Below are 24658 nucleotides of genomic sequence, written 5' to 3'. Positions count from 1 at the left end.
CGGCCCGCTGAGAAATCATCTTACTTCCGGTCATTATTGTGGAGATCACAGCCTTTTTAAAACGGGCTCCGGATCTCTAAAATCACGAATCAACAACAACAGGCGTTGTTGCATGTAAGCTGGTGAGTAATGGCGAATTGATAGCGCAAGTAGCAAATGGTTGTTTTTGTAGATGGTGTTTTCATGAAAATTTTATTTAAAAAACAGCACTTGTCATTAAAAAGATGGACTTTGCAGATCGTAAACGATGAGTCCGTACATTAACATTATCTTCTCTGCATACGCAGACAGGAATTAGCACCTGAGTTAAGTACTCCAGGTTGCTAAGACTTCATCGGGCCTTTCCCTCCGTCTTTCTTGATAATGATCAATCAGCTATTTCAATGCAAATATATAAATAATATTATTGTACACTACCAAATCGATAGAATTAATATAATTAATTCTATCGATCATTCCATTTAAGCCATGTGATAATGGGTAACGTGTGCGGTTGTAAAAAAACGAACCTCTTGTTTCAAAAGTCACACTAATTGTCACACCTTTTTGCGAAATGCTGCAAATTTTGAGTCCCGCAAAAAAAAGCCTGTAATCATTTTAATTACAGGCTTTTGACACTTTTTAACTTATAATCTTGCGATTAGAAAAAGAATTCGAACCTATCTATTCATACAGCTAAAATCAATTATTTAGCTTTATTAAGATAACGAATGCTATAGAAGTCGCACTTTTTCTTTACCTATGTAAATATTACATTAAGATAGGTAATATAGTATATGTAATAAGTTAGTTTATGCAATACCGTAAAGAATTACTTATCTCTTGAAACAAGCCTTACATGCTAATAATAAATAGTTTTGAAGAATATCAGACCCATGTCGGAAACGAGCTTGGCCTGTCTAACTGGCACAAGATTGACCAGGCACAGATTAACAAATTTGCAGATGCTACCTTAGACCACCAATGGATACACACTGATGAGGAAAGAGCGAAAACCGAAGGGCCCTTCAATTCAACTATAGCCCATGGCTATTTAACTTTATCCTTAATTCCCTATTTATGGAAGCAGATAGCTGACATCAGAAACATAAAAATGGAAATTAACTATGGTATAGAGCGTTTCAAATTCGGGCAAGCGGTAAGGGTTAACGATGAAGTACAACTTAAGGCAAAACTTATATCCATTGCCAATTTAAGGGGCGTTACCAAAGTTGTTATTGAAGCAACACTCCATATAAAAGGTGAGAAAAAAGCAGCCTACAATGGAGATGTAGTGTTTTTATATCATTTTATTTAGAATAACAGCTTCTCAAAAGTTCCGCAAGGCGACTTTGATTAGATACCGTGATGAATATGTGGGGCTGAGTTTGCCAGCCCCACATATTTATTTACATTAACTATCACTTGAAAGCGTATATCAATGATAAACGCAGAGTGTTGTCAATAGCGCTTCGGCTTTTGGTAGATATAAGGTACGAAAGATCAAATTGCAGGGCGTGATATTTGAAGCCTGTTCCGGCAGTTAAGTATTGTACATTATATTTTGAGGGCCCGGCGAAATATCCGGCGCGAACTGCAAAAACCTGATCGTACCAATATTCCAACCCGGTACCTACAGAAAGGCTTAGCGGAGAGAACGATTTGCCAATGGCATTGGGCAAGCTCATATCTTCGTCGGCATTATCGGGTATAAGCAATTTATTAAAGTCAAGCGACCAGGCCAGCATGTTTTTATCAGCCATTTTAAACTGTGCCGTTCCTCCTACCTTGAGGTTTGCCGGTAAAAAGGCCCTTTGGTTACCATAGCCTATTTTAGTACCCAGGTTTCCCAGGTTTACGCCCAGGGCGAGTTTGGTTTCTTTGTTAAACAGCTTCACATCATCTTTCAAATACAAACCAACTGTAGCGGCCACAGCGTTACCGGGTTTTAGATCAAGGTTATTGTAACTACCCGACCCCATTGCCGACCGTATATAAATTGCCGATAGTGACATTGAAAAATTGTTGCTCATTTTACGTATGTAGGCTACGTCAATAGCCAGCTCATTGGCCCGGTATTGCTGTAGCAGATCGCCATAATCGTTTGTAAAATCAACATCGCCCAGCGAAAAATATTTGAGTGATGCCGCAATGGTTTGCCTTTCATCAAGAACGCTGTAGCCCGAGAGGAATGCCATATAGGCGTCCTTTACACCCAGATTGCGAAACCAGGGTGTATAGCTTAAACTAAAAGCCGTGGTATCTGTAGCGAAAGCCAGTTTTGATGCATTGTGATACATCGCGTTCGGATCAGCATCGGCAGAGGTGGCCGCACCCACATCGCCCATAGCGGCCGATCGAGAATCGGGCACAATATTGAGGAAGGGCACTCCGGAAGAGCTATTACTCTGCGCAAACAGCTTACCGCTTATACCCATTAACAGTATTGTACAAATTAACCTTAAAAAATATCTTTTCATTCTTATTATTTTTAAGGGGATGTCAAGGTTGGCATACCCCTGCACTCGTAAATTATTGTTTGATCAGTTTTTGGGTGATGCCGGTATCCTCATTAAGCGAGAGGTTATAGAAATATACCCCGGCAGGCAAGCCCGACATGTTGAAATCTACCTTGTGCGTACCTATGTTTTGGTTGCCGCTTACCAATGTGCGTATCACCCTGCCCGATACATCAAACACACGCAGCAGCACTTTACCACTTTGTGGCAACAGGTACTCAATAGTAGTACTAACTATAACCGGGTTAGGGTAAGCCCGCAAGTTTTCATCGCTGCCGGTAACTACTTTAAGCGACAGCGGTGCGCTCACTGTACCACCTGCACCATCAGCAGCGGTAATGGTTATAGAAGCATCGCCAACTTTAAGCGGGGTTATGGCCAGATCGTTTTGCTCAATTTTAACGCGGGCGGTAGTGCTATCATTAATGGCCGTGGTATATCTCATTGAATCGCCGTCGGCATCAGTAAAATACTGGCCCAGGCTTACTTTCTTTACACCATCGGCTATGTTAATCACCAACGAACCAGGCTGCGCGCTAATAACCGGTGCCGTGTTGTTCTTGATCTCTACATTTACAGTAAGGGTATCTTTACCGCCCTGCCCGTCATCAGCTACAATTAGCGCTGTAGTTGCACCTGCACCAAGCGGGTTAAAGGCAAACTCATCGGCAGCGGTGGTTACCTGTAACAGCGTATTATTGCTTACCACAAAGCTATAGCTGAGCGGATCGGCATCAGCATCACTAAACCACGGTGCTTGTTTAACCCGGTGTACGCTGCCCGTGCGCAGCTGCAAGCTTTGCGCAGCCACTGCAACAGGCGGTCTGTTGTTATTGATCACCTCTATTTTAAGTTGATAAACGGTAGCATGCTGGTATGCATCGGTAGCCTTTACATCAACTATGTAACTGCCCGCATCGGCATAGCCCGGCTTAAGGTTTAGCCTGAATGTACTATCGGCAACCTGGGTAGTTAACCATGCAGGTGCGTTAGCAAGCGTGTAGGTGATCTTATCGTTTTCAGGATCGGTTGCCTGCAAAACTATTGTTGTATCGCGATTCTCTTTAATACTTACCTGATTGCCTACAGGTAGCTTAACAAACACAGGCGGCTGGTTAAGTCGTAAGGTGAGCGCCACGGCATCACGCTTGCGGATAGGATCATTACTGTTAACAATTACCTGTGCCCTATTCTCGGCATTTTTTGTGTTGGCGGCTGTAAACCTCACATCAATGGTTTTTTTAGCGCCACCGGCTACTGTTCCTTTTAATGGCGATGCAAGGTTAACCCAGGCAATGTCTTCATGCGTATCCTCAATGGCTTTTACCATAAAGGCTGCCTTGTTCAGGCCACTTTGCGAGGCCAGGTCAATCCACATCCAATTAAGTTCATCAAAAAAGAAGAACGTATTTGTAAGTGATTGAGAAAGCGTGGCAGTACCTTGCGGAAACTGAACTCCAAGCGGATAATTAATGAGCACGAAGAACTTTTCGTTAGGATAAATTCTTTTTGCTGATGATAAACTAAACGTTTCAAATGAGCCTTCATCGGGCACGCTACGCTGTACCTGAAAACGTTGTGTATGTATCCTTTTAGCAGTGTACAGATCTTCTCCTGCCCATATCTCAACATTAACAGCTGCCGATGGTGTGTTTTCAAGCATCATGTAGGTTTGCACCTTTGACAGATTGAATCCATCATTACCGGCCACGAATGCCGTTGCTGTCCAAAAGGCGTTGCCAACCCCGATTCCTAAAAATCCGTCGGGGCGAGAGGTATTCTCATATTCCAATACATTGGTAGCCGCAACAAACACATCGCGGATTGCTCTCCTGTTAACGGTATCCCGTGGTACAACCTTCCTGCTTAGCTTGAATGGCTTAGATGCACGGGTTTTTGCTTTCGGTACCTTTGCTGTTTCCAAATCGCCGGTTGGCTGTTCGTCGTCGCGGCTGTACTTTATGCTCATGTCATACTTCAGCTCTGAACGGCCTTGTGTGTTATCAATAGTAAATGCTTTGGTAACAACCTCAGTAGCGGTGTTGGCCTGCGCTATAATGTTCTTCTCGTATACTGACATCAGCGGCGGATAGGCCACAGTACCCAATATTTTTACGGCCTTTGTTTCAGCATTTCCGGTGATGGTAAGCGAGGTATTGAAAACCATTGCCTTACTCCCATCTACCGCTAAGCGGAATAAAGCTGTTTCGTTAGGCGTAACTGTAAGTGTTTCGCCGGGGAGGGTATTGTGTACAGGTGTCCAAACAGTATCGAGCCTGTAATTGCTCTGCACCTCTTTGCCATACTCAATATTAAGGGAGGCATTGTTACCCAATACCATATCATTAATAACGAATGGAGCATTACCCAAATTAATAATATCAAAATAAGTATAGCTGGTTGAGTTGCCTGCACCTATCATCACCGTACCTGCATCAATAGTATCAGGAATGCTAACCAATGGCGTTCCGCTTACGGATAACGATACCGGTATAATGATATTAGGTTTTGATGGGGTGTTATTTTGTAACACCAGTTTGGTATCATACTCGCCGGCGCTAAGGGTTGTGGCATCAAATTTAAGATCATACACCTTTGCTTGCCCCGCCGGTATGGTTAACCGGTACGAAGGGCTAAAGGCTACAGCAAGTTTATTAATAATAAACTCCTTGTTGCGTGCAACCTGCACACCACTGGTACCGTCATGGTTTTCGATGCCTATTAACGGCCTGCGTATCCAAAATTCAACACCCCACTCATCACCAACACCATTATATTGGAATTTTACGCTGCCGTTTTTATACAGTATGATCTGGAATGATATGTTCCCTCCGGCAAATGCTGAGCTCGATATAAAGTTTTCGTAAGAGATAACCGCCTTATCATCGTAAAACTTATAAAAAATACCCGAAGATGCTCTTGGGGCGGTAACATCAATCCCACCTCCAATAAAGCATGGCGCCAGATAGGTGTTCGGTGCATCGGGGGTTGGTATATCCGGCGGGCCAAAACGAAATGTTTCAGGTATAGTATCAGTGAATGATATTGCGCCTGCCCATAAACCAATGTATACCTTTTTATATTTTTTACCGTAATACTCAAATTCAAACGGCAACTCAATTGTTCTTGATGCATCGGGAGTATTTCCGCTGTATTCTATACGGGTGCCTTGCTTCAGCAGATCTATCCACTCAAATTTCGGCCCGTCAGTGCTACGGCTGTCGCTCCAGCTGTAGGCCGGGGCTGTTTGGGTATCCTTTTTATCATACAGGCTTAACCAATGCGCGGCTGTAGGGATCACCTCCAGCGGAGCCTTTCCGGCACTGTTATCAATAGTTAGTAGCCTTTCTTTAACAGCACCGGCATTAATGCTTTCTGCAATAGGTTTGGCATCAACAACTATGGCCGGTGATGGTATAACTTCGGCTTTTATTTTAACCGTTAAGGTTTTACCCTCCGCCGGTTTAATAGTGAGTACATCATTATAAATACCTACTGCTTTGGTAGAATCAATACGTATATCAATAAATGCCTTGCTTTTAGCCTTTATAATAAAGCTATCATCGCCCGAAATGGTAAAATCATTATTACCTAAACTTAGCGAAGCTATTTGCAGTTGAGAAGTGCCGGCATTACTTAAAACTACGGTACGCTCACCGGCACTGCCTTGTTGCAGTTTGCCAAAGTCAATTTGTGTATTATCGATCTCCAGTGCTGCCTTGCCCCCGGTGGTATTGACTTTTACTGTAAGATAAGCCGACTGGTTGCGCGGATCATTAGTGAGTACCGTTAGATTTTGCGTATGGCTACCCTCGGTAAGGCTGTCGGTATTTATGGTAAGCTTAAGCTGCTTGCTGCCGCCCGGGGCTATGATACCATCAGGGTTTGACAGGCTGGTAACCATATCCGCACCCGGACTAACAATGTTCACCACTGTTTTACTGGTGATGTTAGCCTTGCTTTCCCAATTCTGTATCAAAAGGGCATCTTCCCTGTCAAAACCTTCTACCGCGAGAAAGTAATCTTCGGGATTCGATTCCTCCACATCATCATACAGGTATTGCACATTACCCGTATCATAAACAATAATTTGAAAAGTAGTAGCCTTACGAGTGTCATTCAAAAAATCAGAATACACATTTTTATATTCTACTATTAGTTTACCCGGTTCCCGTTTGTAATATATATGGCCACCCTTGTTCAAATTATAGGGTACATAACTGGCAGATATGTAACCATTAGGCATATGGTCAGCCTTAATGTCGGGTGTGCTGCCGTTGGCAAAGTTGGCAAATTCATCGCACGTAAGCGCCCCCAGCGGGGTGATGTACAATTTATCAACCTTACGCCCAAAAAAGTTAATGGAAAAGCCAAGATCAACAGCATGGAAGTATGAGCCAAACGGCTTGAATACATCGCTAATATCCTTACCGGTAGTACTTATATCAGTCCAGTTGTAACCTTCTTTAGTTACTTTGTACGAATACCCGTAAGTGCTCACTTTTTTAGGGTCTATATCTTCAATAGTATTCTTTGAAAATTTAGGCGCCGCGTACTTAAGCGGGTATTTACCCACATTTTTCAGGGTAAAGGTAGCAGAGGCAGTATCGCCAATGTTCAGGTCTAAACTACGTTCGGCCGGTTCAATTTGCAGCTCGGCAGGCTCGGCGGCTACGGCGAATAAGTTAAATTGGAATTTAATTCCCTTGTCGTCGGTAAGTGTTAAAATGGCATTCGTTGTGCCGGTGGTTTTGGGCTTAAATGTAACCACCAGATCAGTTTGGCTGCGAGCCGGTATAGTACCCGGATCATTTACCACGAACTGCGCATCAGACGCGCTTAGCAAAGCGGTTTTAAAATCACCGTAGCCGGTGTTCTCAACCTTAATAGCTACCTGTTTTTCTTTACCTAAAAACACAGTGCCAAACTCCACCACATCGGGCATGTTAAGCGTAGCCATACGGTTGCTTACTTTAGTATTAACAGGTATACGTACTTCTTTTTTAGCAGGATCATTGTTATTGATGACGATTACGTGGGCATAATCGCCGTTTGTTAAACCAGCTGCGTTAACGTGTACATTTACCGGCGATGCGGCTTTAGCCGTGCCTCCTATCTCGCCCGAAGCTGGATCAAGCGTAATAAAATCTCCTTGGTGGGGTTCCTGGCTCTGGGCAACTACATTCCAGGCAAAACCTTCGGAAACAATGGCACTGGCCAAAGTTGTCCAGCTGGCACCGGTATCAAAACTCATCAGGAAGTAACCCGAAGGCGTATTCTCATTGATCAGGTATCCCATCCCCAACGGATACTCATTGCCCGCAGGTGTATGTATCACTATCCAAAATTCATCGCTTTGGTTAAAATACAACTGTTCATTTAACCTGATGGTGTAATACCCTTGGGTTGATATAGAATTAGTGGTTTGCGAATAAACGAGGTTATCAGCATCGGGTTTTACGCCCCCCTTGTAAATTTCTACAAGTATTGGCTGGTTGCTGCTTTTTATATTTAGAAAAGTGCGTACATGGGTAAGGTTAAATCCCTCAGCACTTTCAACAATAAACTTTGTGGCGGATGAATTAGGAATAGACAGATCATTATCTCCGATAACATTGGTAGGAAATTCAGAGTAATACATTTCTATAGGCTGAAAAGCCATCACTTTTGGCTTAGCTACCGAACGCGCTGCATGTGCCTTAGCTATGTTTACCTTGTGTTTAATGTTGGCTTTTACCGCGGTTTTTGTGGTAGGTTTAGCTTTGGTACGGAATGCTTCAGTTTCGGCCGCTCTTTGACGGATTACCGAATGCCACGATAAATTACCTGCCCCGGTATTTGTTATATTGAAAATATCACCGGCTTCCAGGCCTGTTTTAGCATCCAAACTAAAGGCAAGCAAACTTTTATCAACGCTTATTGCAGGACCGGCAGTGGTGCTTGCTTCTGTGGTGTTTGACAGGTCTGAAACATTGTCCCATCTATCAATGGCTACCACAGTAAAATAATACCTGGTTAGCGGTGATAGCTTTTCAAAAACATGCTCTTTTACGGTGCCCGCCGCATCCCAATTACGCAGTTCATGAAACTTAGCCTTGCCAATTGTGGCGGCAGTAATAGGCTGTGTATCGTAGTATAACCGTAATGTGGCGGGGAAGTCATCATCCCCATCAGCGGGTACTTTAAAGCTGATGCCTATGGCATCCTGGGTAACCGATGTGATAGCGAGATCAGCTACCTTATCCGGCCGTACAAGATTATTTGTTTTGAGGGCGAGTACCGCATCGGCATACCCTGCGCCAAGGTTACCGGCATCGTCAGGATTAGTATCGTAAACATTTTTTACACCTGTTAGAATGTGCTTCTTCAGCTTATCGGCCGTGAAGCCGGGGCCGCCATATTTTGATACGATGAGCGCTGCAATGCCCGCCACATGCGGACAAGCCATTGAGGTGCCCTGGAAATAGCCGTAACGGTTATTAGGCAACAAGCTTAAAATACCATCCTCACTGGCAGTGTTTTGCTCGCCGCCCGGTGCTGATATATCAACCCAGTTGCCATAGTTTGAATAGTATGAACGTACGTTATTTTTATTGAGCGATGATACGGCAACCACCTCATCATAATAACCGGGATACCATTGCCCGTCGGCACCGCTGTTACCCGATGCAAATAGCACTATGCCGCCGCGCATGGGGCTGCCGGGAAAGCGGCCAGCTTCGGCAACAAAGTATTTTATGGCTTCGTGGATAATCTGTTCGTCAACACCGGGAGCATTATAGCCCCAGCTGTTTTGAGATATTACCGCGCCGTTGTTTGCCGCGTAAATGTATGACAGGGCAATATTTTCAGCAGAAGCGCCTCCCAGTATTTTGAGCGACATGATACGTGCGCCATCACCCGTACCCGTACCTCCTGCCACGCCTGATACACCAATGCCATTGTTGCTAACAGCCGCTATGGTACCCGCAACGTGGGTGGCATGATCATCAGGATCGATAGTACCGCTTTCACTTACATAATTGTAACCGTTTATATCGTCAATGTAACCGTTCTCATCATCATCAACCCCTGGCTTGCCATTGGCTTCGGCCGTATTTACCCACATGTTGGCTTTCAAGTCCTCGTGTTTTACATCAAGGCCAACATCATGTACCGCCACAATTACATTACGGGTGCCTTTGGTTACCTCCCATGCTTTGAGCAGATTAATATCGGCACCGGGCGTACCACCGTTTTGGCCGGTATTGTTATAATGCCACTGCTGGGCAAAGTATGGATCGTTAGGGAAACCGGCCGGCTTGATCGGGGTTTTAGGCAAGTCAACCAGGCGTTTACTGCCGGGAAGATAGCCATCGTTTATCTTTTTTTCGTAAACGGGCTGGGCAACGGTAATTTCAGACAGTTTGCTGAATGCCGCCACAGCCTGGTTCACATCCACACTTTGATCAAACGTAAGTTTGTACCATAAATGCAGGCCATGCTTACGTAGCTGTTCTTCATGCTTTGCATCATACGGAAACACACGCTGCATGGAGGTTGCCTTGAAACGAATGGCTATGGCATCAAGCGTGGTGATACCGGTATTGAGCTTTCCGCTCCGGGCGGTAACAATACGCGATGCTATACGGCTTTCGGCCTGCGGCGCAATTTTGATGTTCACTACGCCGCGTAGCACACCTTTGCTGTACGGGGCAGGCTGAGCTTTTTGCTGCGCCTGCACATTATTGCATGTAACAACAAGCGCCAGCAATACCCAAAAAACCTTAAATAACTGGAGTAAATTTTTCTTCACGGATGTAATCGTTTTATGAGGTCAGATAATAGCTTACTAAACTAAGCTACAAGGCTTTTGATGCCTATTTTATCCACCCTTACACCAATACATCACCACAATGTTAACGCATATTTAACACTACATCACGATTACATCACAACAGACATAAAACACTAATTATCAATGACATAATTCACCAAAAACAACAAATTAAAATAAACCCGCAAACAAGATGAAATAATTGAATTTACACGCTCATCATAAACTCAATAAGGTTTTGATCGCTATTTAGCTTAAGCCTTTTGCGCAGGCGATACCGTTTTATCTCTACACCGCGCGGAGTGATTTTAAGAAGCGGCGCTATTTCTTTGGTACTCAAATTCATTTTAAGATAGGCAGCCAGTTTTAGATCGTGCGGAGCCAGATCAGGATAAGCCTGCAAAAGGCGTTTAAAAAATTCGTTATGCACCTGCTCAAAACTTTCATCAAACAATTGCAGATCATTATCACTACTGGTTTGCATGCTGATCATCTTAACAAGCCGGTTATACCTATCCACAGGAAAACCGGCACCAGCTTCTTCTTTTATTTTAGCCAAGGCGCTTTTTACCTTATTCAAAAATTCCTTTTTCTCGATAAGGTTGAGCGATGAATTAGCCAGATTCCTGCTATTTAATGCCACCTGCTGAGCCAGTTTTTGCTGTTCGCCCAGCATAATACTATGTTCGTGATCCTTTCGCTCCTGCTGCATACGCCGTTCCAGATCGAGCTCCATTTGTTTTTTTTGCTCGGCGAGTTTAAGCTTGTGTGTGCGGTATAAAAACACACCGAGATATACCAGCGCGCCCACATAGGCTATTTTAGCCCAAATGGTAAAATACCAGGGCGGCAACACCTCAAAGCTAAATGAGGTTACGCGCTGATTAATATCTGTACGTACCTGAAAGATATAGCTACCCGGCGAGATATTATCAAACTGCTTTTGATAGGCTGCCGACCATGCGCTCCATTGCTCATGCCCAGCCATGGCTTTTACACGGTAGCTATACAGCTTTTGCGATGCGAACATTGGCATTCCCCATGATATGGCGATATTGTTATGATCATAATGCAGTCGGGGCCGCGCAGTGGTATCAAACTTATTTACCGGATTGTAAACGCTGTTTTGCAACACATTAACTTCGTTTATAACAGGTGCGTTGTTAACCGGATTATGGATCATCTTGCTTTCATCGTACAAACTGAAACCATCTTCGGTACAAAAAATATAGTTAGACTGAAACTTACGGATGTGCTCAAAATCATTCAGTAAATAAAAATTGCGCTGCTTGAACCGGTCAATTTCGGTTTTGCCGTTAGGCAGCCACTTTAGTCGCGCTATCGAATTATCGTCCATAACCATCCACCACTCGGGCTGGTACGCAGATATGATACGCTTTGAATAGAAATATGGACCCAGCTTTTTCTTTAACATATTATCCGGCACAAAACGACCATTCGCAGCCTGCATATAAATACCTTTACTGTTTGAAATGCGTATGCCGTTGTTGTATTTAAATATGTTGAGCTTGCCCGTGTTAGGCAGCCCGGAACGTTCGTTAAATAACTCTGTCTTCAAAATGGAACGCATATCGGTACTGAGCGTTATTTTATATATTCCGCTATACAGATGCTTCATCCAAATATTACCGTGCTTATCAAAATCCAAATCTCGGGCTGGCAGCCACTGTGCTGACTTTAACATAGCATGTAAAGCCCATTTGCCTTGTTGTTTACGGTATACTATCAGCCCATGATAGGAACCTTGTATAATATAATCGGGATTAGAAGTATACTGTTTAATTACCCAGCCTACCCCTATATTCGATACACGGTTCAACTTATCTCCTTCCATTTGATACATCCCTGTTGTGGAGCTGAAAAACAAGCTGCCATCCAAAACCTCTATACTGGTTACGGGATCACTGATATTATTTATTCGTTTAAAACTTTGGGCTGGTTCTGTAATATTACGGGCAAACAAACCATTCGGCGTAGCCAGATACAGCACATCTCTATAAACGGCGGCGCTGTAAACTATACCTAAAAGTCCCTCACTGTCTTTATATTGTGAAAAAGGCGCTTGTAATAACACGGTGCTTATCCCGCCCTCTAAACCAACCCACAAATCAGCATCCCGGTCTGCAAAAAGTGACAGCGCTGTATTACTCCCCAATCCGTTATGCAGATCGAGTTTTTGAATTATGCGTCCAAAGCCATCACTAATAATAACTCCTTTGTGCATGGAGCTGAATGCAAACCTGTTTTCATCAATACGTAATGCCCGTAAAATACCATGCTCACGCAAAAAGGACTGTGTTTCGGATATAAAAGGCTTGAATTGTTCGTGGTTGTAAATAAACATATCGCCACGGGCAGTAATAGCGAGCAACTGATCAAGCGCGTAAGGAATAAGCTCATCTGGGGCTTGGCCGTTAAGCGCGGTACTACCGGCTATAAAAGCAAGTTTGTTATTCTTGTACTCATACAGGCCATCATCAGCTAAAACAAATACCTGGCCATTAATCACCTTTACATTTGAAAAAGGATGTTGGGTGCTCACCACTTTAACAACCCCGTTTTTAGCATGATATAAGGTTGTTAACGACTGAAAAATGATCTCATCATCACCAATAACAGCAATGTTCCATATTTCCTCCTGTTTAAAGTTGGGATGGCTGATGTTATTTGCGTATGAATGATAAATAAGTTTACCGAAACGCTCCTTTTTCCAATAGCCAACTTCGGCATAACCACCGGTGAAAATGCGGCCCTGGTTATCTGTCGCTACTGTGCGTACCACCTGCCTCATGGGCAACTCGTTCACCTGCCATTGGCTGCCGTTGTATGATAGTAAACCTTTTGAATTAGCAAAATACATGGTACCATCGGCCCCCTGCGCTACCGACCAGTTTTGGTTATAGGCATTATAATCAGCGCGGCTGTAATGCTGTATTTTGGGCATTGCCAACTGCTGCAACTCCTGCGCGTAGGCAACGCCCTGTATTTTGAAAATAATAAGAAAGAATACCCATACCTTAAGTACGGTTTTCATTTTCAGTTGAACCACTAATAGCAATATTTTTAACTTACCGATATAACCTTATCATAAAGATAACTTTAAATAAGCGAGTTAGTAGATGCTTGTGGCACACTATAATAAACTCAGCTTAAGTAAACTTAAGCCGTTACGTATTTTTAAGCAGCTACGCTACAGCTATTATCTAACTATTGGTTCCCAGGTGCCTTTGTGTTCAGGCTCGGCAATTTGGTTGCCCCAATCATACATGGCCTTTAAAACGGGAATTAGTGTTTTGCCAAGTTCGCTTAGTTCATATTCAACACGTGGTGGTTTCTCCATATAGCTGTGACGGATTATCAGGCCATCCTCCTCCAGCTCCTTTAATTGCTGGCTGAGTATTTTTCGGGAGATATCCGGCATCTGAACGCCCAACTTGCCAAAGCGCACCTTTCCGCCGTTTAGCAATCTTACTAAAATAATAGGTTTCCATTTCCCGCCGATATAACCTACCGTACGTACAACAGCACAGTTTTCGGGATTTTGCAGCATTTTTCTCATGTGTTAGTTACCAGTATGTTACCACTATTTGCTTTTGGTTACAACCATGTAACCACTTATTCCGTGCTTATATAATTGAGCCGGAAAATGCTTTAGTAACTTTATGAAACAAAAGTAATTTAAATTTTATAAAGATGAGCGATCAACAGGATAATGTTAAAGACCTTGAAGGAAAAACAGCACTCGTTACCGGAGGCACCAAAGGCATCGGAAAAGCGATAGCCGCACGTTTACTGGCTGCCGGGGCTACAGTAATAGTAACAGCACGAAATCAGCCGGATGAACAGAATAACCCCTATCATTTTATAGCGGCCGATCTTTCGCAAACGGATGATGTAGAAAAGGTAGCGGCGCACATCAATCAAAATTTTGGCGGAGTTGATATTCTAATCAACAATATGGGGGCCAATACGTTTCCGGGCGGTGGATTCAACACACTTACTGACGACCATTGGTACAAGGCATTGGAGATAAACCTACTGTCATCAGTACGCCTGGACCGGGCCTTATTACCTGCAATGCTCGAAAAGAAAAGCGGGGTGATCGTCCACATATCTTCAACAAGCGGACAGTTCCCAATCTGGGAATCCACAATGGCCTACAGCGCCGCCAAGTCTGCACTGAATTCATACAGCAAATCACTTGCCGACGAAGCCGGACCGCAAGGCGTTAGAGTGGTTACCGTATCACCGGGGTTAAATAAAACAGAAGCGATGTCAAGCTTTTTGACAGAACTTGCAAAACAGGCCGGAATAACGTTCGAGGAAATGACTCAGAAGCTGTTTGACAGGGTTGGTGGCGTGCCGCTGGGCAGAATGGCCGAACCCGCGGAAACTGCTGAACTGGTTTATTTCCTCGCATCACCTAAAGCCTCCTACATTAGCGGTGCGAATTATTTTATCGATGGAGGTAATTTTCCGGTCGTAAAATAATACTATCCCTAATCATGTAAAGGAAAAATTAAATGTCCTTCCTTTACATGATTAGTGATTAAAATGGATATTGAGCCTTATGAAAAACGCTTAATTAAAATGTATTACTGATCTAGGCCGTACTTTATGACATACCCTTACGGGTTTTTAGAATATTTATCCCCATCATAAGCGATCATAAATATTCTCCAGCAATACGTCTTCGTTTAGTAAAGGCTCCACAATATCTGTATGATGTTTCAATGCCTCGTAATAACGTAGCCCTAATTTTCTTAACGAGGGAGCGTCGAAATGCAACTGATCATCATTGGCTGTCAGGCACTGCGCTGTAACAAAATTGCAATTATCGTGAGATTGGGCATAGCTTAACAAAGCCTCATTAACCAGCCTATAATCTTTAAAATAAGAGCCGTATACGCCATCTGGCAAAAAATCGCCGAGGGCACCTACAACAAGAGGAATATCCGGTTCCGTTAACTGGCCGCGTAATTCGTTTATGATCCTGTCAAACTTTTCACAATAAACGGCAGCAAGCCCGGCAGAAGAATCATTTTCACCCTGATGCCATAAAATACCTGATAACTTACTGCTGCGCTGAGCAAGTTTTGCCTGCGCCACCGCATGATCAAAAAGCGCACCGCCAACCTGCCAGTCATCAAGGCTTGTACCGCCATCTGCACATGGGACAAGGCCGATCCGATCATCAGCATGATCTAAATACCAGGCCGCAGCGAACGAAGATGCAAGCCCAATGCCGGCCGTGGGGCGATCATTATGTATAGGCTCTGCCATTACCTGCCAGCGGCCGTTACGCAGCATCATAATTGACTCATTAATTATTGGCGGTACAGTTTCGCGGATACCACGCCCCGCCATATTTGACTGCCCGATAAGTAAAAAAGAATGTATCATAAAGTTGATGGGGTAAAAGATTATTTACTGATGCCTATGCTTCGGCTAAACGTTAACCAAACCAATCTTTTCAAATCATTTGGAGCAACATCGCCCGAGTTTTGTGCCTGCACGCAGGTTCGTACCGTATTGATAAATAGATGCCTGATCCAGGCGGGAGATAACTGATGGTCAATAATATTTTCTTGCTGTAATTGCGGAACAAGGCTGAACCATTTATTTCGGGCTTGCTCATACTCAGCAAACAGGTCTTTATCATGTATTTCCATATTTACCGGATTGATCTCCAGTGTAGTTAAAAAAACATATTTCACACCGCAGTCCATCGCTGCATATAACATTGCCTCTAATTGCGCAATGGGGTCGTTATGGCTGCCTACGGCTATCAGCATCGCCCGACTGCAGGTTTGCATCATATCCAAATAGCAGGCAGCTATCAGGGTATCTCTATCGCTAAAATATCTATAGAGCGTTCTTTTATTTATTTGCGCCTCGTTGGCTATTTTTTCTAACGGTGCATATAAATCTTTGTTCAAAACCTTTATTGCACTGTTTAGTATCTGTTTTTTTTTCATCACGTATTGGCACAAATATATGACAAATGCCACTAATTAGTGACATTTTTATAAAATCGACAATGCTTATTTTAATTTGATATCAACTTAATGACCGTAAAACCAAACACGACTACGTCATTTAAACAACATATTCAAACCTGCTTTATAGCTGTATAAAAGTCTTTTAAATAGCTTTGTTAAATGTTTGAAGCTTTAGCAGAATATCTTACTCAGAACGGAGGCCTGACACCGAGCGAGATCGAGTCGGTTCAAAAGGTTTCAGTCGCGAAAAGGATTCGCAAAAACCAATATTTATTGGAAGAAGGCGATGTTAGCGATTTTATTGGCTTTGTGGTGAAAGGGAGCTTCCGGCTATTTCGTGTAGGCGAGAATGGCGAGGAGCATATTATGCGATTCGCTATTGAAAACTGGTGGATATCAGACTATACCAGTTTCATGACCGATCAGCCATCAAACTGTTATATCGAGGCGCTTGAAAATAGCGAGCTGATCTGGATATCAAAAGACGACTGGGAGAACCTATCGCAAACGATCCCGAATTTCAAACAATTGATCGATAAACTAACCGCTAAAAATTTTGAAGCTCATCAAAACAGGATATTCAGCAATATCAGCGAATCAGCCGAGGTGAAATACAATCACTTTGTTAAGCAATATCCAAGCATTTATAACCGTATCCCACTTTACATGATCGCTTCATTTCTTGGCCTGACACGCGAAACTTTAAGCCGGGTCAGAAAACAGTCGGTTCATGCTTTCAAATAAATAGAACAATTTTTCCGGCTTTTATTTATTGATATTTGTCACACTGCTTTTGTAACAAATGTCCTCCGCTCCCGGGCATTATAACGCTCACTTTTGTTTCATAATAATTATTAAAGAATATGAAATTAAAGAACAAAGTTTCCGTAATTACCGGAGGCAACAGTGGTATAGGCTTCGGTATTGCCGAAGCATTTAAAAACGAAGGCGCGACAGGCACAATTACCGGAAGAAACCAAAAAACGCTCGACCTTTCGGTTAACGAGCTGGGGGCTGGCTTTATTGGCATAGAAGCCGATGTTACAAAAATGACAGACCTGGAAAGGGTTTTTAAAAACACATTTGAAAAGTTTGGCAAAATTGATACGCTGGTTGTTAATGCCGGTGGTGTTGTAGATGGAAACCCGATGGCTGCTATTACGGATGTTACGGAAGATAACTATGACGGATACATGGATCTGAATTTAAAAAGTTCTTACTTCACGGTTCAAAAAGCGCTGCCATATTTAAATGATGGGGCTTCCATAATTTTAATTGGGTCGAGCGCTGCACACCGTGCCGTAGCGGGAATGACTATATATGCCGCCGCAAAGGCAGCGATTATATCATTGGCTAAAGGTTTGTCGATTGATCTATTAGAGAGAAACATAAGGGTAAATACATTATCGCCGGGTTCAATAGATACACCTGCATTTGACAAACTGGTACCGCAGGAGCTGGTAGCACAGGTTAAACAAGCCTGGATAAATTTGATACCGGTAAATCGAATGGGCCAACCTGCTGATATTGGAAAAGCCGCGGTTTTTCTTGCTTCGGATGATTCTTCGTTTATCGTTGGCACCGAAATACTTTCAGACGGGGGCATGACCAATATCAGCTTAATGAAATAATAACAAGCAAAATGGTAGCGTACAAGATCACCGATATTTGTACGCTACTGTTTTATACTAACAATAAAGGTGTTATTACATATCCCTTTTCTTTGAGATCATCGCTCGCCCAGCTGCCTGTATTTACCCGGTGAGCTATAGGTATATTTTTTAAAGAATGCTCCAAAGTGAGTCGGGCTGCCAAACCCTAAAGCATAGGCTATCTCTGATACTGACCTGTTGCTATACGTAAGCAATAATTTTGCCTCTTTTAACAATCGCTGCTGAATTACATCAGTAGTGGTTTTGTTCAATACCTCTTTTACTGATTTGTTGAGATGATTAACATGAATAGCTAATTGTGACGCATATTCTGTTGGGGAGCGTAATGGCTCAATAGGTTTTCCAAGTTTGAGCGGAAATTGCTTTTCCAATAATTCGAGGAAAAGTTCGGTGGTACGTAAGGCGGCAGCAGCATGTTTGGGCACCATTGGAGGAGAAGGCCGCATTTTAAGCGCCCGGTGTATGATCTGAAAAATTAAGCCGCGTAAAACATCTTTCTTAAACGCGAATGTATCATTCTTTTCAGCGATCATCTGGTTAAAAATATGGCTAAAAAAAGAAAACTCATCGGCAGTAAGTTCAAATATGGAATCGCTCCCCGGCTGAAACACCGGATATTCTCTGATGCGCCCATAGTCGATAAAAAAAGCTTCATCAAAAATGCAGCTATAACCTGTTTGGCTCTTTCCTACCCATTGCCAATTATATGGTATCATGGAATTTCCGAAAAATAATGCCCTGTTATTTACGTGAACACTTTTATCAGCGTAATGTATAATACTATTACCTGCTATAATGCAAACTTTAAGATATTCCTTTCTGCCGAAAGGGACGGCCGCAGTACCATTGGCAATATATTCTTCTAACCTAAAAACATCAAAATGACCGATAGATGCATCATCTTGTGGCATTGTAAATGAATGGCCTGCATAATAATCCTGAATGGTTTGCTGCATAGAATATGGTTTGACGGTTGGAGCAGATATAAGATGAGGAAAGTTTTTCGCCATAGCGATATTCCCTCATCATCAACACAATAAATAATAACATATTGTTTGAATAGTATGCTTTTTTGTTTGATTAATGCAAACAAGAGGTTACTGATACGGCTAAATTTGATAATGCATCGCCCAAATACATAGCGCGATTTTACACATCTATATTAAACGTACACTACCATGAATCTACAAGAGCCTATTAAAAGCGGATTTAACGATAAAACCACAGCCGACGAAGTGCTGCAAGGTATAAAACTTTCAGAAAAAACTATAGTGATAACCGGGGGACATTCCGGTATCGGGTTAGAGAGTACCCGGTCATTGGCCAAGGGCGGTGCGCATATCATAGTAAGTGCCCGCAATACCGATGAGGCTAAAAAAACACTTGAGGGCATAGCTAACGTAACGGTTTTGCAACTCGATCTGGGTGATTTTGATAACGTACGTGCCTTTGCAGCTAATTTAGTTGCTAAAGGACAACATGTAGATATACTGATCAATAGCGCCGGTATTATGGCCAGTCCCGAAAAAAGGATTGGTGCCGGGCAATGGGAATCGCAATTTGCTACCAACCATCTGGGGCATTTTGTTTTGGTTAATGAGATGTGGCCGGTACTTAAAGGAGGCTCGAGAGTGATCAGCGTTTCGTCGTCAGGACATCAGCTTTCTGATATTCGCTGGGATGATATCAATTTTGACAAAGGGTACGACAAGTGGCAGGCCTACGGGCAATCAAAAACAGCGAATGCCTTATTCGCTGTACAGCTCGACAAATTAGGCGCGCCCTATGGTGTACGCGCCTTTTCACTTCACCCCGGAAAGATATTGACACCTCTGGTAAGGCACATGACCAAGGAAGAAAAGATAGAGCAGGGTTGGATAAACGAACAGGGTGAACTTATTGACGCTACATTTAAAACGCCTGAACAAGGCGCGGCAACGCAGGTATGGGCAGCAACTTCACCACTGCTTAACAACCTGGGTGGCGTTTATTGCGAAGATTGTGATATTGCCGAAATTGAAGAAAAAGACGAGATAACTTATACCGGTGTAAAGCGCTTTGCCATAGACCCGGCAGCAGCACAACACCTGTGGGAATTGTCGGTAAAAATAACAGGTTCAGAATTTAAGGTGTAATAAACCACTGATCAACATTCAAACAAAAGGCTTATTGATAATCAGTAAGCCTTTTGTTTGAATGTTGTATACTATAAACTTATTACGGTATTAATCGAGATACCCGTAACTGATCAAACAAGTCAAAAAATGATTCTTCAGTATTTTGATAAACGTTGAAGCCTAACTTACGGCTCCTGGCCATATCGGTCACTACTTCTATTGGTCGCCCAAGGTCAAGATCGGTATGCCAGGCGGTTGCCATTTTGCCGAGGTCATGCTCTTTTAGATCATATTTTTGAGCGATGTTTTGCCACATACCTGCATCGTTAGCCATCTCTTTTTCTAAAGAGCGGATAGAGCCATTAAATCCTTCCGGTTTAACATCAAAATAGGCGGCAATTCGCCCCCATAACCGGCTCCAACGGAACACATCTCCGTTTGCCACATTGTATGCCTGGTTACGTGCCTCATCGGTTGTTGAAGCCCATATCAAATGGTCAGCCAATATGCCGGCATCGGTTACGTCAGACAAGCCATTCCATTGCGCTGACGAACCCGGGAATATAAACGGCCGGCCGGTTTCTTTACAGATAGAGGCATAAGTAGCTAAGGTGGTCCCCATGTTCATGGCGTTACCTACTGCTTTGCCAATAACTGTATGCGGTCGGTGAATACTCCAGGTAAAACCATCGCGTTCTGCGGCTGCATACACCTCATCTTCCTGCGCGTAATAAAAATTCTCGATATTAAGACGAGGCTGATCCTCGCGCAATGGTGTTTCGGGTAAAAAGCCTTGCTGCGCATACGCCTCAAACGGACCGAGGTAGTGTTTTAAACCGGTTACCAAAGCAACATGCTGTACCGACTTATTTAATGATAGCACATCGAGCAGATTGCGCACCATTAAACTATTCACCCGGATATTCTCGGCTTCGGTATCATTACGCATCCACGTGGCGATGAAAACGTGCGTTGGCCTGAGATTGGCTAAAGCCTGTGTAACACTATCCTTATTCAAAAGATCCGCCGCAACAGGTTTAAGGTGTTCAATTTCTGTATTTGGTTTGCGCGCCAGCCCATAGGTTTCCCAGCCCTCGGCAATCAATTTTTCAGCCAGATTGCCGCCAATTATACCACTGGCTCCAACTACTAATGCAATTTTGTTCATGCTTTATATTTTTGTTTTTACTTATAGCTATTCTGCTTTTGGTGAATAGCATTTTGTTTTTACAAAATTGCAAATGAACATACCCATCAGCCGATGACCTGGCTCAAGAAATACAATTGATGTAGATCAAGCGTAAACGGGCAAAACCCATTAAAATAATGTATTGGCTAAAAATCTATCTTTGCCTCAAAAGATCGCCACAGCATGATCAACGTATTATTTAGTCACATTGAAAATAAAGTTGCCCTTACCGATGATGACCGGGAGAAGATAGCATCGTACTTTGTGCCTAAAAAGCTAAGAAGAAAACAGTATCTGCTACAGGAAGGCGATGTATGCAAAAATCTCACCTTTGTAGCCAAGGGATTATTGCGCACCTACAATGTTGACGAAAAAGGCGACGAACACATGAGCGTTTTTGGTTGGGAAGGCTGGTGGATATCAGACTTTAATAGCTTTTTAACAGGCGAAAAGTCTGTTTTTAATATTGACGCAATAGAAAACTCTGAACTACTGCTTATTTCACAATCAGATTATGAAGCCCTTACACTGGCCGTACCTGTAATGGATCGTTACTTCCGTATTTTATACCAAAACAGCCTGGTTACCAAAGAGCGCCGTCTGATGAGCGCTGTTACCTATACGGCCGAAGAAAAGTATTTAAAACTGATAGAATCAAACCCGCAAATTATTCAGCGCATTCCACAAAACCTGATAGCCTCCTATCTGGGTATCGCTCCCGAAACTTTGAGTCGCATTAAAAAGAATCTGGCGCTTAAGAAGTAAAGCATTAACTCAATATACCACACTATCGCTTAGTGCGAATGATTGATTTAATAGATTTTTTGATTGTTTGATCATAACCATACAGATTCATTGGTAATATTTTTGCTTCTACTATCGGGTGGTTCAATATTGATAATATCCGCTTAAAACATCAACCCAAATGGAAAAACGAGTGATCAACCCCTGGAACTGGCAGGAAGAATTAAGCTATGTGCAAGCCGTTGAAGTAAAAAACGTACAAGGCACATTATATTGTGCCGGACAAGCCGCTGTACATCCTGATGGTACACCAAGCAATGCCGATATGCGCACCCAGCTTGGGCTGGCCATACAGAACCTCGAAACTGTTATTAATGAAGCAGGTTACGAATGCCGTAACATTGTAAAGCTTACTATTTACTCCACCTCGTCTGATGAATTCATCAATACCTGCTTTGACCTATTTAAAGACTTTGTGGCAAAGCATGGCATGAAACAGGTAGTTACGCTGATGCAGGTAGTAGCCCTCAACCAAACGCTGATTGTGGAGCTGGAAGCTACCGTAGTAAAATGATCTGTTTTAAACTAACAGGCTAATACAAAACAGGCCGCGGATAAATGCGGCCTATTTTGTATAGATATTGATCTTTTAAGCTACCGATATTTATCTTGGCAAAGTAGCCATAAACTCAAGAATATCAGCCCCTATCTCTTTGGCGTTGGTTTCCAACGCGAAATGGCCGGTATCATAGAACTTTAGTTTGGTATCGTGCAGATCTTGTTGATACGCACATGCTCCGGCAGGCAAAAAATACGGATCTTTATTACCCCAAACTAATAATGCTTTAGGCTGATACTTTTTGAAATATTCGTGAAATTTAGGATACAGCGCCAGATTGGTTCTGTAATCTTTTACCAGATCGAGTTGTATTTCTATGTTGCCCGGCCTGTCTAAAAAATGCTGGTCAAGTATATAGGCTTCGGGAGCAATTAATGATGGGTCTGATACTCCTTCATGATATTGGAACCAAGTGGCCTTTTCCGAAACAAAATCTCTTAACGCTTCTCTATTAACCTGAGATGGATCTTTCCAGTATTTCTGTATTAGGTTCCACTCATGGCTCAGTCCTTCTTCATAAGCATTCCCGTTTTGTGATATGATGCCGGTTATCTTTTCAGGGTTAGCCAGGGCAATCCTCAAACCCACAGGTGCTCCATAATCAAAAATGTATATGGCAAAACGCTTTAAGCCTAACTGATCAATAAACTGCTGAACCGTGCCCGCAACGTTATCAAAAGTATAAATGAATGATTGATGATCAGGCGCGTCTGAATAACCGAAACCCGGAAGATCAGGGGCGATAACATGATACTTCTCTTTTAGTATCGGAATAAGATTCCTGAACATATGAGATGATGTAGGATAGCCGTGCAGTAAAAGAATAGTTGGAGCCTCAGCTTTGCCAGCCTCCCTGTAAAAAATATTTAAACCGTTTACTTTAGTGGTGCGGTAATGAATTGATGTATTTTCCATGGTATTGTTATTTAAGCTATTAGTGTTTGATTGCGCTGCTGATTTCCCGGCTATTAATGCTGCAAGTGCAAAACCTGCAATCAGCTTACTTGTTATTTTTTTCATTGCTTTTTATTTCTTTCAATCAAAATTAAGCGCTATATTTAATTATTAAAAACGATTAATAATGATATTATAAATCACTTTTAATGATTATAAGAATGAATACTAACGATCTAAAAATTTTTGAAGCCGTAGCCGCTACGGGTAGCTTTACTAAAGCTGCTACGGCTATGTTCACCGTTCAATCGAACGTAACGGCCAGGATAAAAAGCCTGGAAGAAGAATTTGGCGCCGAATTATTTTCCCGGAAATCGCGCAAGGTTGAACTTACATCCGCAGGGAAGATACTGATGCAGTACTGCAAACAGATAGGGCATCTTTTGGCGGAAGCGAAGGCCAGCGTAATGAATACTAATACTGTTGCTGGGAGTTTAAAAATTGGCTGTATTGAAACCACAATGGCCTTAAAGGCTCCCGAAATTCTCAAGCAATTTGAAGACAAATACCCTGACGTTGAACTGGAATTTAAATCAGGGATGAGAAATGCATTGATTGATGATGTATTGAATTACGAACTGGATGCCGCGTTTGTACCCGCTCCTATTAACATCAACGGCCTTGACCAGATCAGCGTAATGGAAGAACAACTGGTGATACTAAGTTCTGCCCAAGGCCCGGAACTCAAAGACCTGCTATCTGCTCAACCTTTAAAGATTGTTGTTTTCGCGGAGGGCTGTGTATTCCGGGCACGGCTGGAATCATGGCTAAGCTCAAAAGGTATATTAAACTACAAGAGCACCGTATTAAACTCCATTGAAGGTATCATCAACTTTGTAGAGGCTGGCCTTGGTATTACCTTATTGCCTGAAGAAGTGGTTTCAAATTATTATTCGGGCCGAAAGATAAGAACGCAAAGCCTTAATAAGCAATTAGGAACCATGAACACAGTATTGATTTTCAGGAAGGATACCGCTCCTTCAGCAGTTTTACAGGCATTTATGGCTATGTATCAGTAACGCATG

The 24658-nt window shown here is 42.7% G+C and carries 17 protein-coding genes and 1 riboswitch; of the genes, 8 read left to right on the top strand and 9 right to left on the bottom strand.

Annotated features, from left to right (window positions below):
* Positions 1–263: 263 nt before the first annotated feature.
* Positions 264–367, bottom strand: a riboswitch (SAM riboswitch).
* Positions 368–838: 471 nt separating this feature from the next.
* Complete coding sequence (locus IM792_RS02245) at positions 839–1297, top strand: MaoC family dehydratase (RefSeq protein WP_194100045.1); 459 nt, start codon at positions 839–841, stop codon at positions 1295–1297.
* A 103-nt stretch (positions 1298–1400) separates the two neighbouring features.
* Here the strand turns inward: IM792_RS02245 and porV are convergent, their stop codons facing one another.
* The 4 genes from porV to IM792_RS02225 all read right to left on the bottom strand — a co-directional run bounded on the left by porV (position 1401) and on the right by IM792_RS02225 (position 13894).
* The gene (gene porV, locus IM792_RS02240) at positions 1401–2459 is read right to left on the bottom strand and encodes a type IX secretion system outer membrane channel protein PorV (protein ID WP_194100044.1); all 1059 of its coding nucleotides are present in this window, start codon (positions 2457–2459) and stop codon (positions 1401–1403) included.
* Between the two features lie 52 nt (positions 2460–2511).
* The gene (locus tag IM792_RS02235) at positions 2512–10293 is read right to left on the bottom strand and encodes a S8 family serine peptidase (protein WP_194100043.1); all 7782 of its coding nucleotides are present in this window, start codon (positions 10291–10293) and stop codon (positions 2512–2514) included.
* 229 nt (positions 10294–10522) lie between these two features.
* A complete protein-coding gene (locus IM792_RS02230) occupies positions 10523–13369 on the bottom strand; it encodes a hypothetical protein (RefSeq protein ID WP_194100042.1) in 2847 nt (948 codons plus the stop codon).
* 165 nt (positions 13370–13534) lie between these two features.
* Positions 13535–13894: a helix-turn-helix domain-containing protein gene (locus IM792_RS02225; protein WP_194100041.1), complete on the bottom strand. Its 360-nt coding sequence runs from the start codon at positions 13892–13894 to the stop codon at positions 13535–13537.
* A 134-nt stretch (positions 13895–14028) separates the two neighbouring features.
* Here IM792_RS02225 and IM792_RS02220 point away from each other — a divergent pair, with 134 nt between their 5' ends.
* Positions 14029–14826 carry an SDR family oxidoreductase gene (locus tag IM792_RS02220; RefSeq protein ID WP_194100040.1) on the top strand — a complete coding sequence of 266 codons (798 nt, stop codon included), beginning with the start codon at positions 14029–14031 and terminating at the stop codon, positions 14824–14826.
* Between the two features lie 165 nt (positions 14827–14991).
* Here IM792_RS02220 and IM792_RS02215 read toward each other — a convergent pair whose 3' ends face one another.
* The gene (locus IM792_RS02215; RefSeq protein ID WP_228084892.1) at positions 14992–15738 is read right to left on the bottom strand and encodes a sialate O-acetylesterase; all 747 of its coding nucleotides are present in this window, start codon (positions 15736–15738) and stop codon (positions 14992–14994) included.
* A 20-nt stretch (positions 15739–15758) separates the two neighbouring features.
* Positions 15759–16313, bottom strand: a complete 555-nt coding sequence (locus IM792_RS02210; protein ID WP_228084891.1) for a TetR/AcrR family transcriptional regulator — start codon at positions 16311–16313, stop codon at positions 15759–15761.
* A 183-nt stretch (positions 16314–16496) separates the two neighbouring features.
* On the opposite strand from IM792_RS02210, the gene IM792_RS02205 reads away from it, so the two are divergent.
* Together IM792_RS02205 and IM792_RS02200 are read left to right on the top strand one after the other, a co-directional pair.
* Positions 16497–17081: a Crp/Fnr family transcriptional regulator gene (locus tag IM792_RS02205; protein WP_194100038.1), complete on the top strand. Its 585-nt coding sequence runs from the start codon at positions 16497–16499 to the stop codon at positions 17079–17081.
* A 119-nt stretch (positions 17082–17200) separates the two neighbouring features.
* The gene (locus IM792_RS02200; protein ID WP_194100037.1) at positions 17201–17968 is read left to right on the top strand and encodes an SDR family oxidoreductase; all 768 of its coding nucleotides are present in this window, start codon (positions 17201–17203) and stop codon (positions 17966–17968) included.
* A 98-nt stretch (positions 17969–18066) separates the two neighbouring features.
* Here IM792_RS02200 and IM792_RS02195 read toward each other — a convergent pair whose 3' ends face one another.
* Positions 18067–19020 (bottom strand): helix-turn-helix domain-containing protein, encoded by a 954-nt coding sequence (locus IM792_RS02195; protein WP_194100036.1) that lies wholly within the window; start codon positions 19018–19020, stop codon positions 18067–18069.
* 168 nt (positions 19021–19188) lie between these two features.
* On the opposite strand from IM792_RS02195, the gene IM792_RS02190 reads away from it, so the two are divergent.
* The gene (locus IM792_RS02190; RefSeq protein ID WP_194100035.1) at positions 19189–20145 is read left to right on the top strand and encodes an SDR family NAD(P)-dependent oxidoreductase; all 957 of its coding nucleotides are present in this window, start codon (positions 19189–19191) and stop codon (positions 20143–20145) included.
* An 82-nt stretch (positions 20146–20227) separates the two neighbouring features.
* On the opposite strand, the gene IM792_RS02185 is transcribed toward IM792_RS02190, so the two are convergent.
* Positions 20228–21295 (bottom strand): SDR family oxidoreductase, encoded by a 1068-nt coding sequence (locus tag IM792_RS02185; RefSeq protein WP_194100034.1) that lies wholly within the window; start codon positions 21293–21295, stop codon positions 20228–20230.
* Between the two features lie 204 nt (positions 21296–21499).
* On the opposite strand from IM792_RS02185, the gene IM792_RS02180 reads away from it, so the two are divergent.
* Both IM792_RS02180 and IM792_RS02175 read left to right on the top strand, forming a co-directional pair.
* Positions 21500–22081 carry a Crp/Fnr family transcriptional regulator gene (locus IM792_RS02180; RefSeq protein WP_194100033.1) on the top strand — a complete coding sequence of 194 codons (582 nt, stop codon included), beginning with the start codon at positions 21500–21502 and terminating at the stop codon, positions 22079–22081.
* A 160-nt stretch (positions 22082–22241) separates the two neighbouring features.
* Positions 22242–22634 (top strand): RidA family protein, encoded by a 393-nt coding sequence (locus tag IM792_RS02175; RefSeq protein ID WP_194100032.1) that lies wholly within the window; start codon positions 22242–22244, stop codon positions 22632–22634.
* A gap of 90 nt (positions 22635–22724) precedes the next feature.
* Here the strand turns inward: IM792_RS02175 and IM792_RS02170 are convergent, their stop codons facing one another.
* Positions 22725–23699, bottom strand: a complete 975-nt coding sequence (locus tag IM792_RS02170; protein WP_194100031.1) for an alpha/beta hydrolase — start codon at positions 23697–23699, stop codon at positions 22725–22727.
* Positions 23700–23794: 95 nt separating this feature from the next.
* Here IM792_RS02170 and IM792_RS02165 point away from each other — a divergent pair, with 95 nt between their 5' ends.
* The gene (locus IM792_RS02165) at positions 23795–24652 is read left to right on the top strand and encodes a LysR family transcriptional regulator (protein ID WP_194100030.1); all 858 of its coding nucleotides are present in this window, start codon (positions 23795–23797) and stop codon (positions 24650–24652) included.
* Positions 24653–24658: the final 6 nt, after the last annotated feature.

The sequence above is a fragment of the Mucilaginibacter sp. JRF genome (genome assembly GCF_015223065.1).
Lineage (GTDB): Bacteria > Bacteroidota > Bacteroidia > Sphingobacteriales > Sphingobacteriaceae > Mucilaginibacter.
The sequence above is the reverse complement of the archived record's forward strand: the minus strand, read 5'-3'. Positions and strand labels throughout refer to the sequence as shown.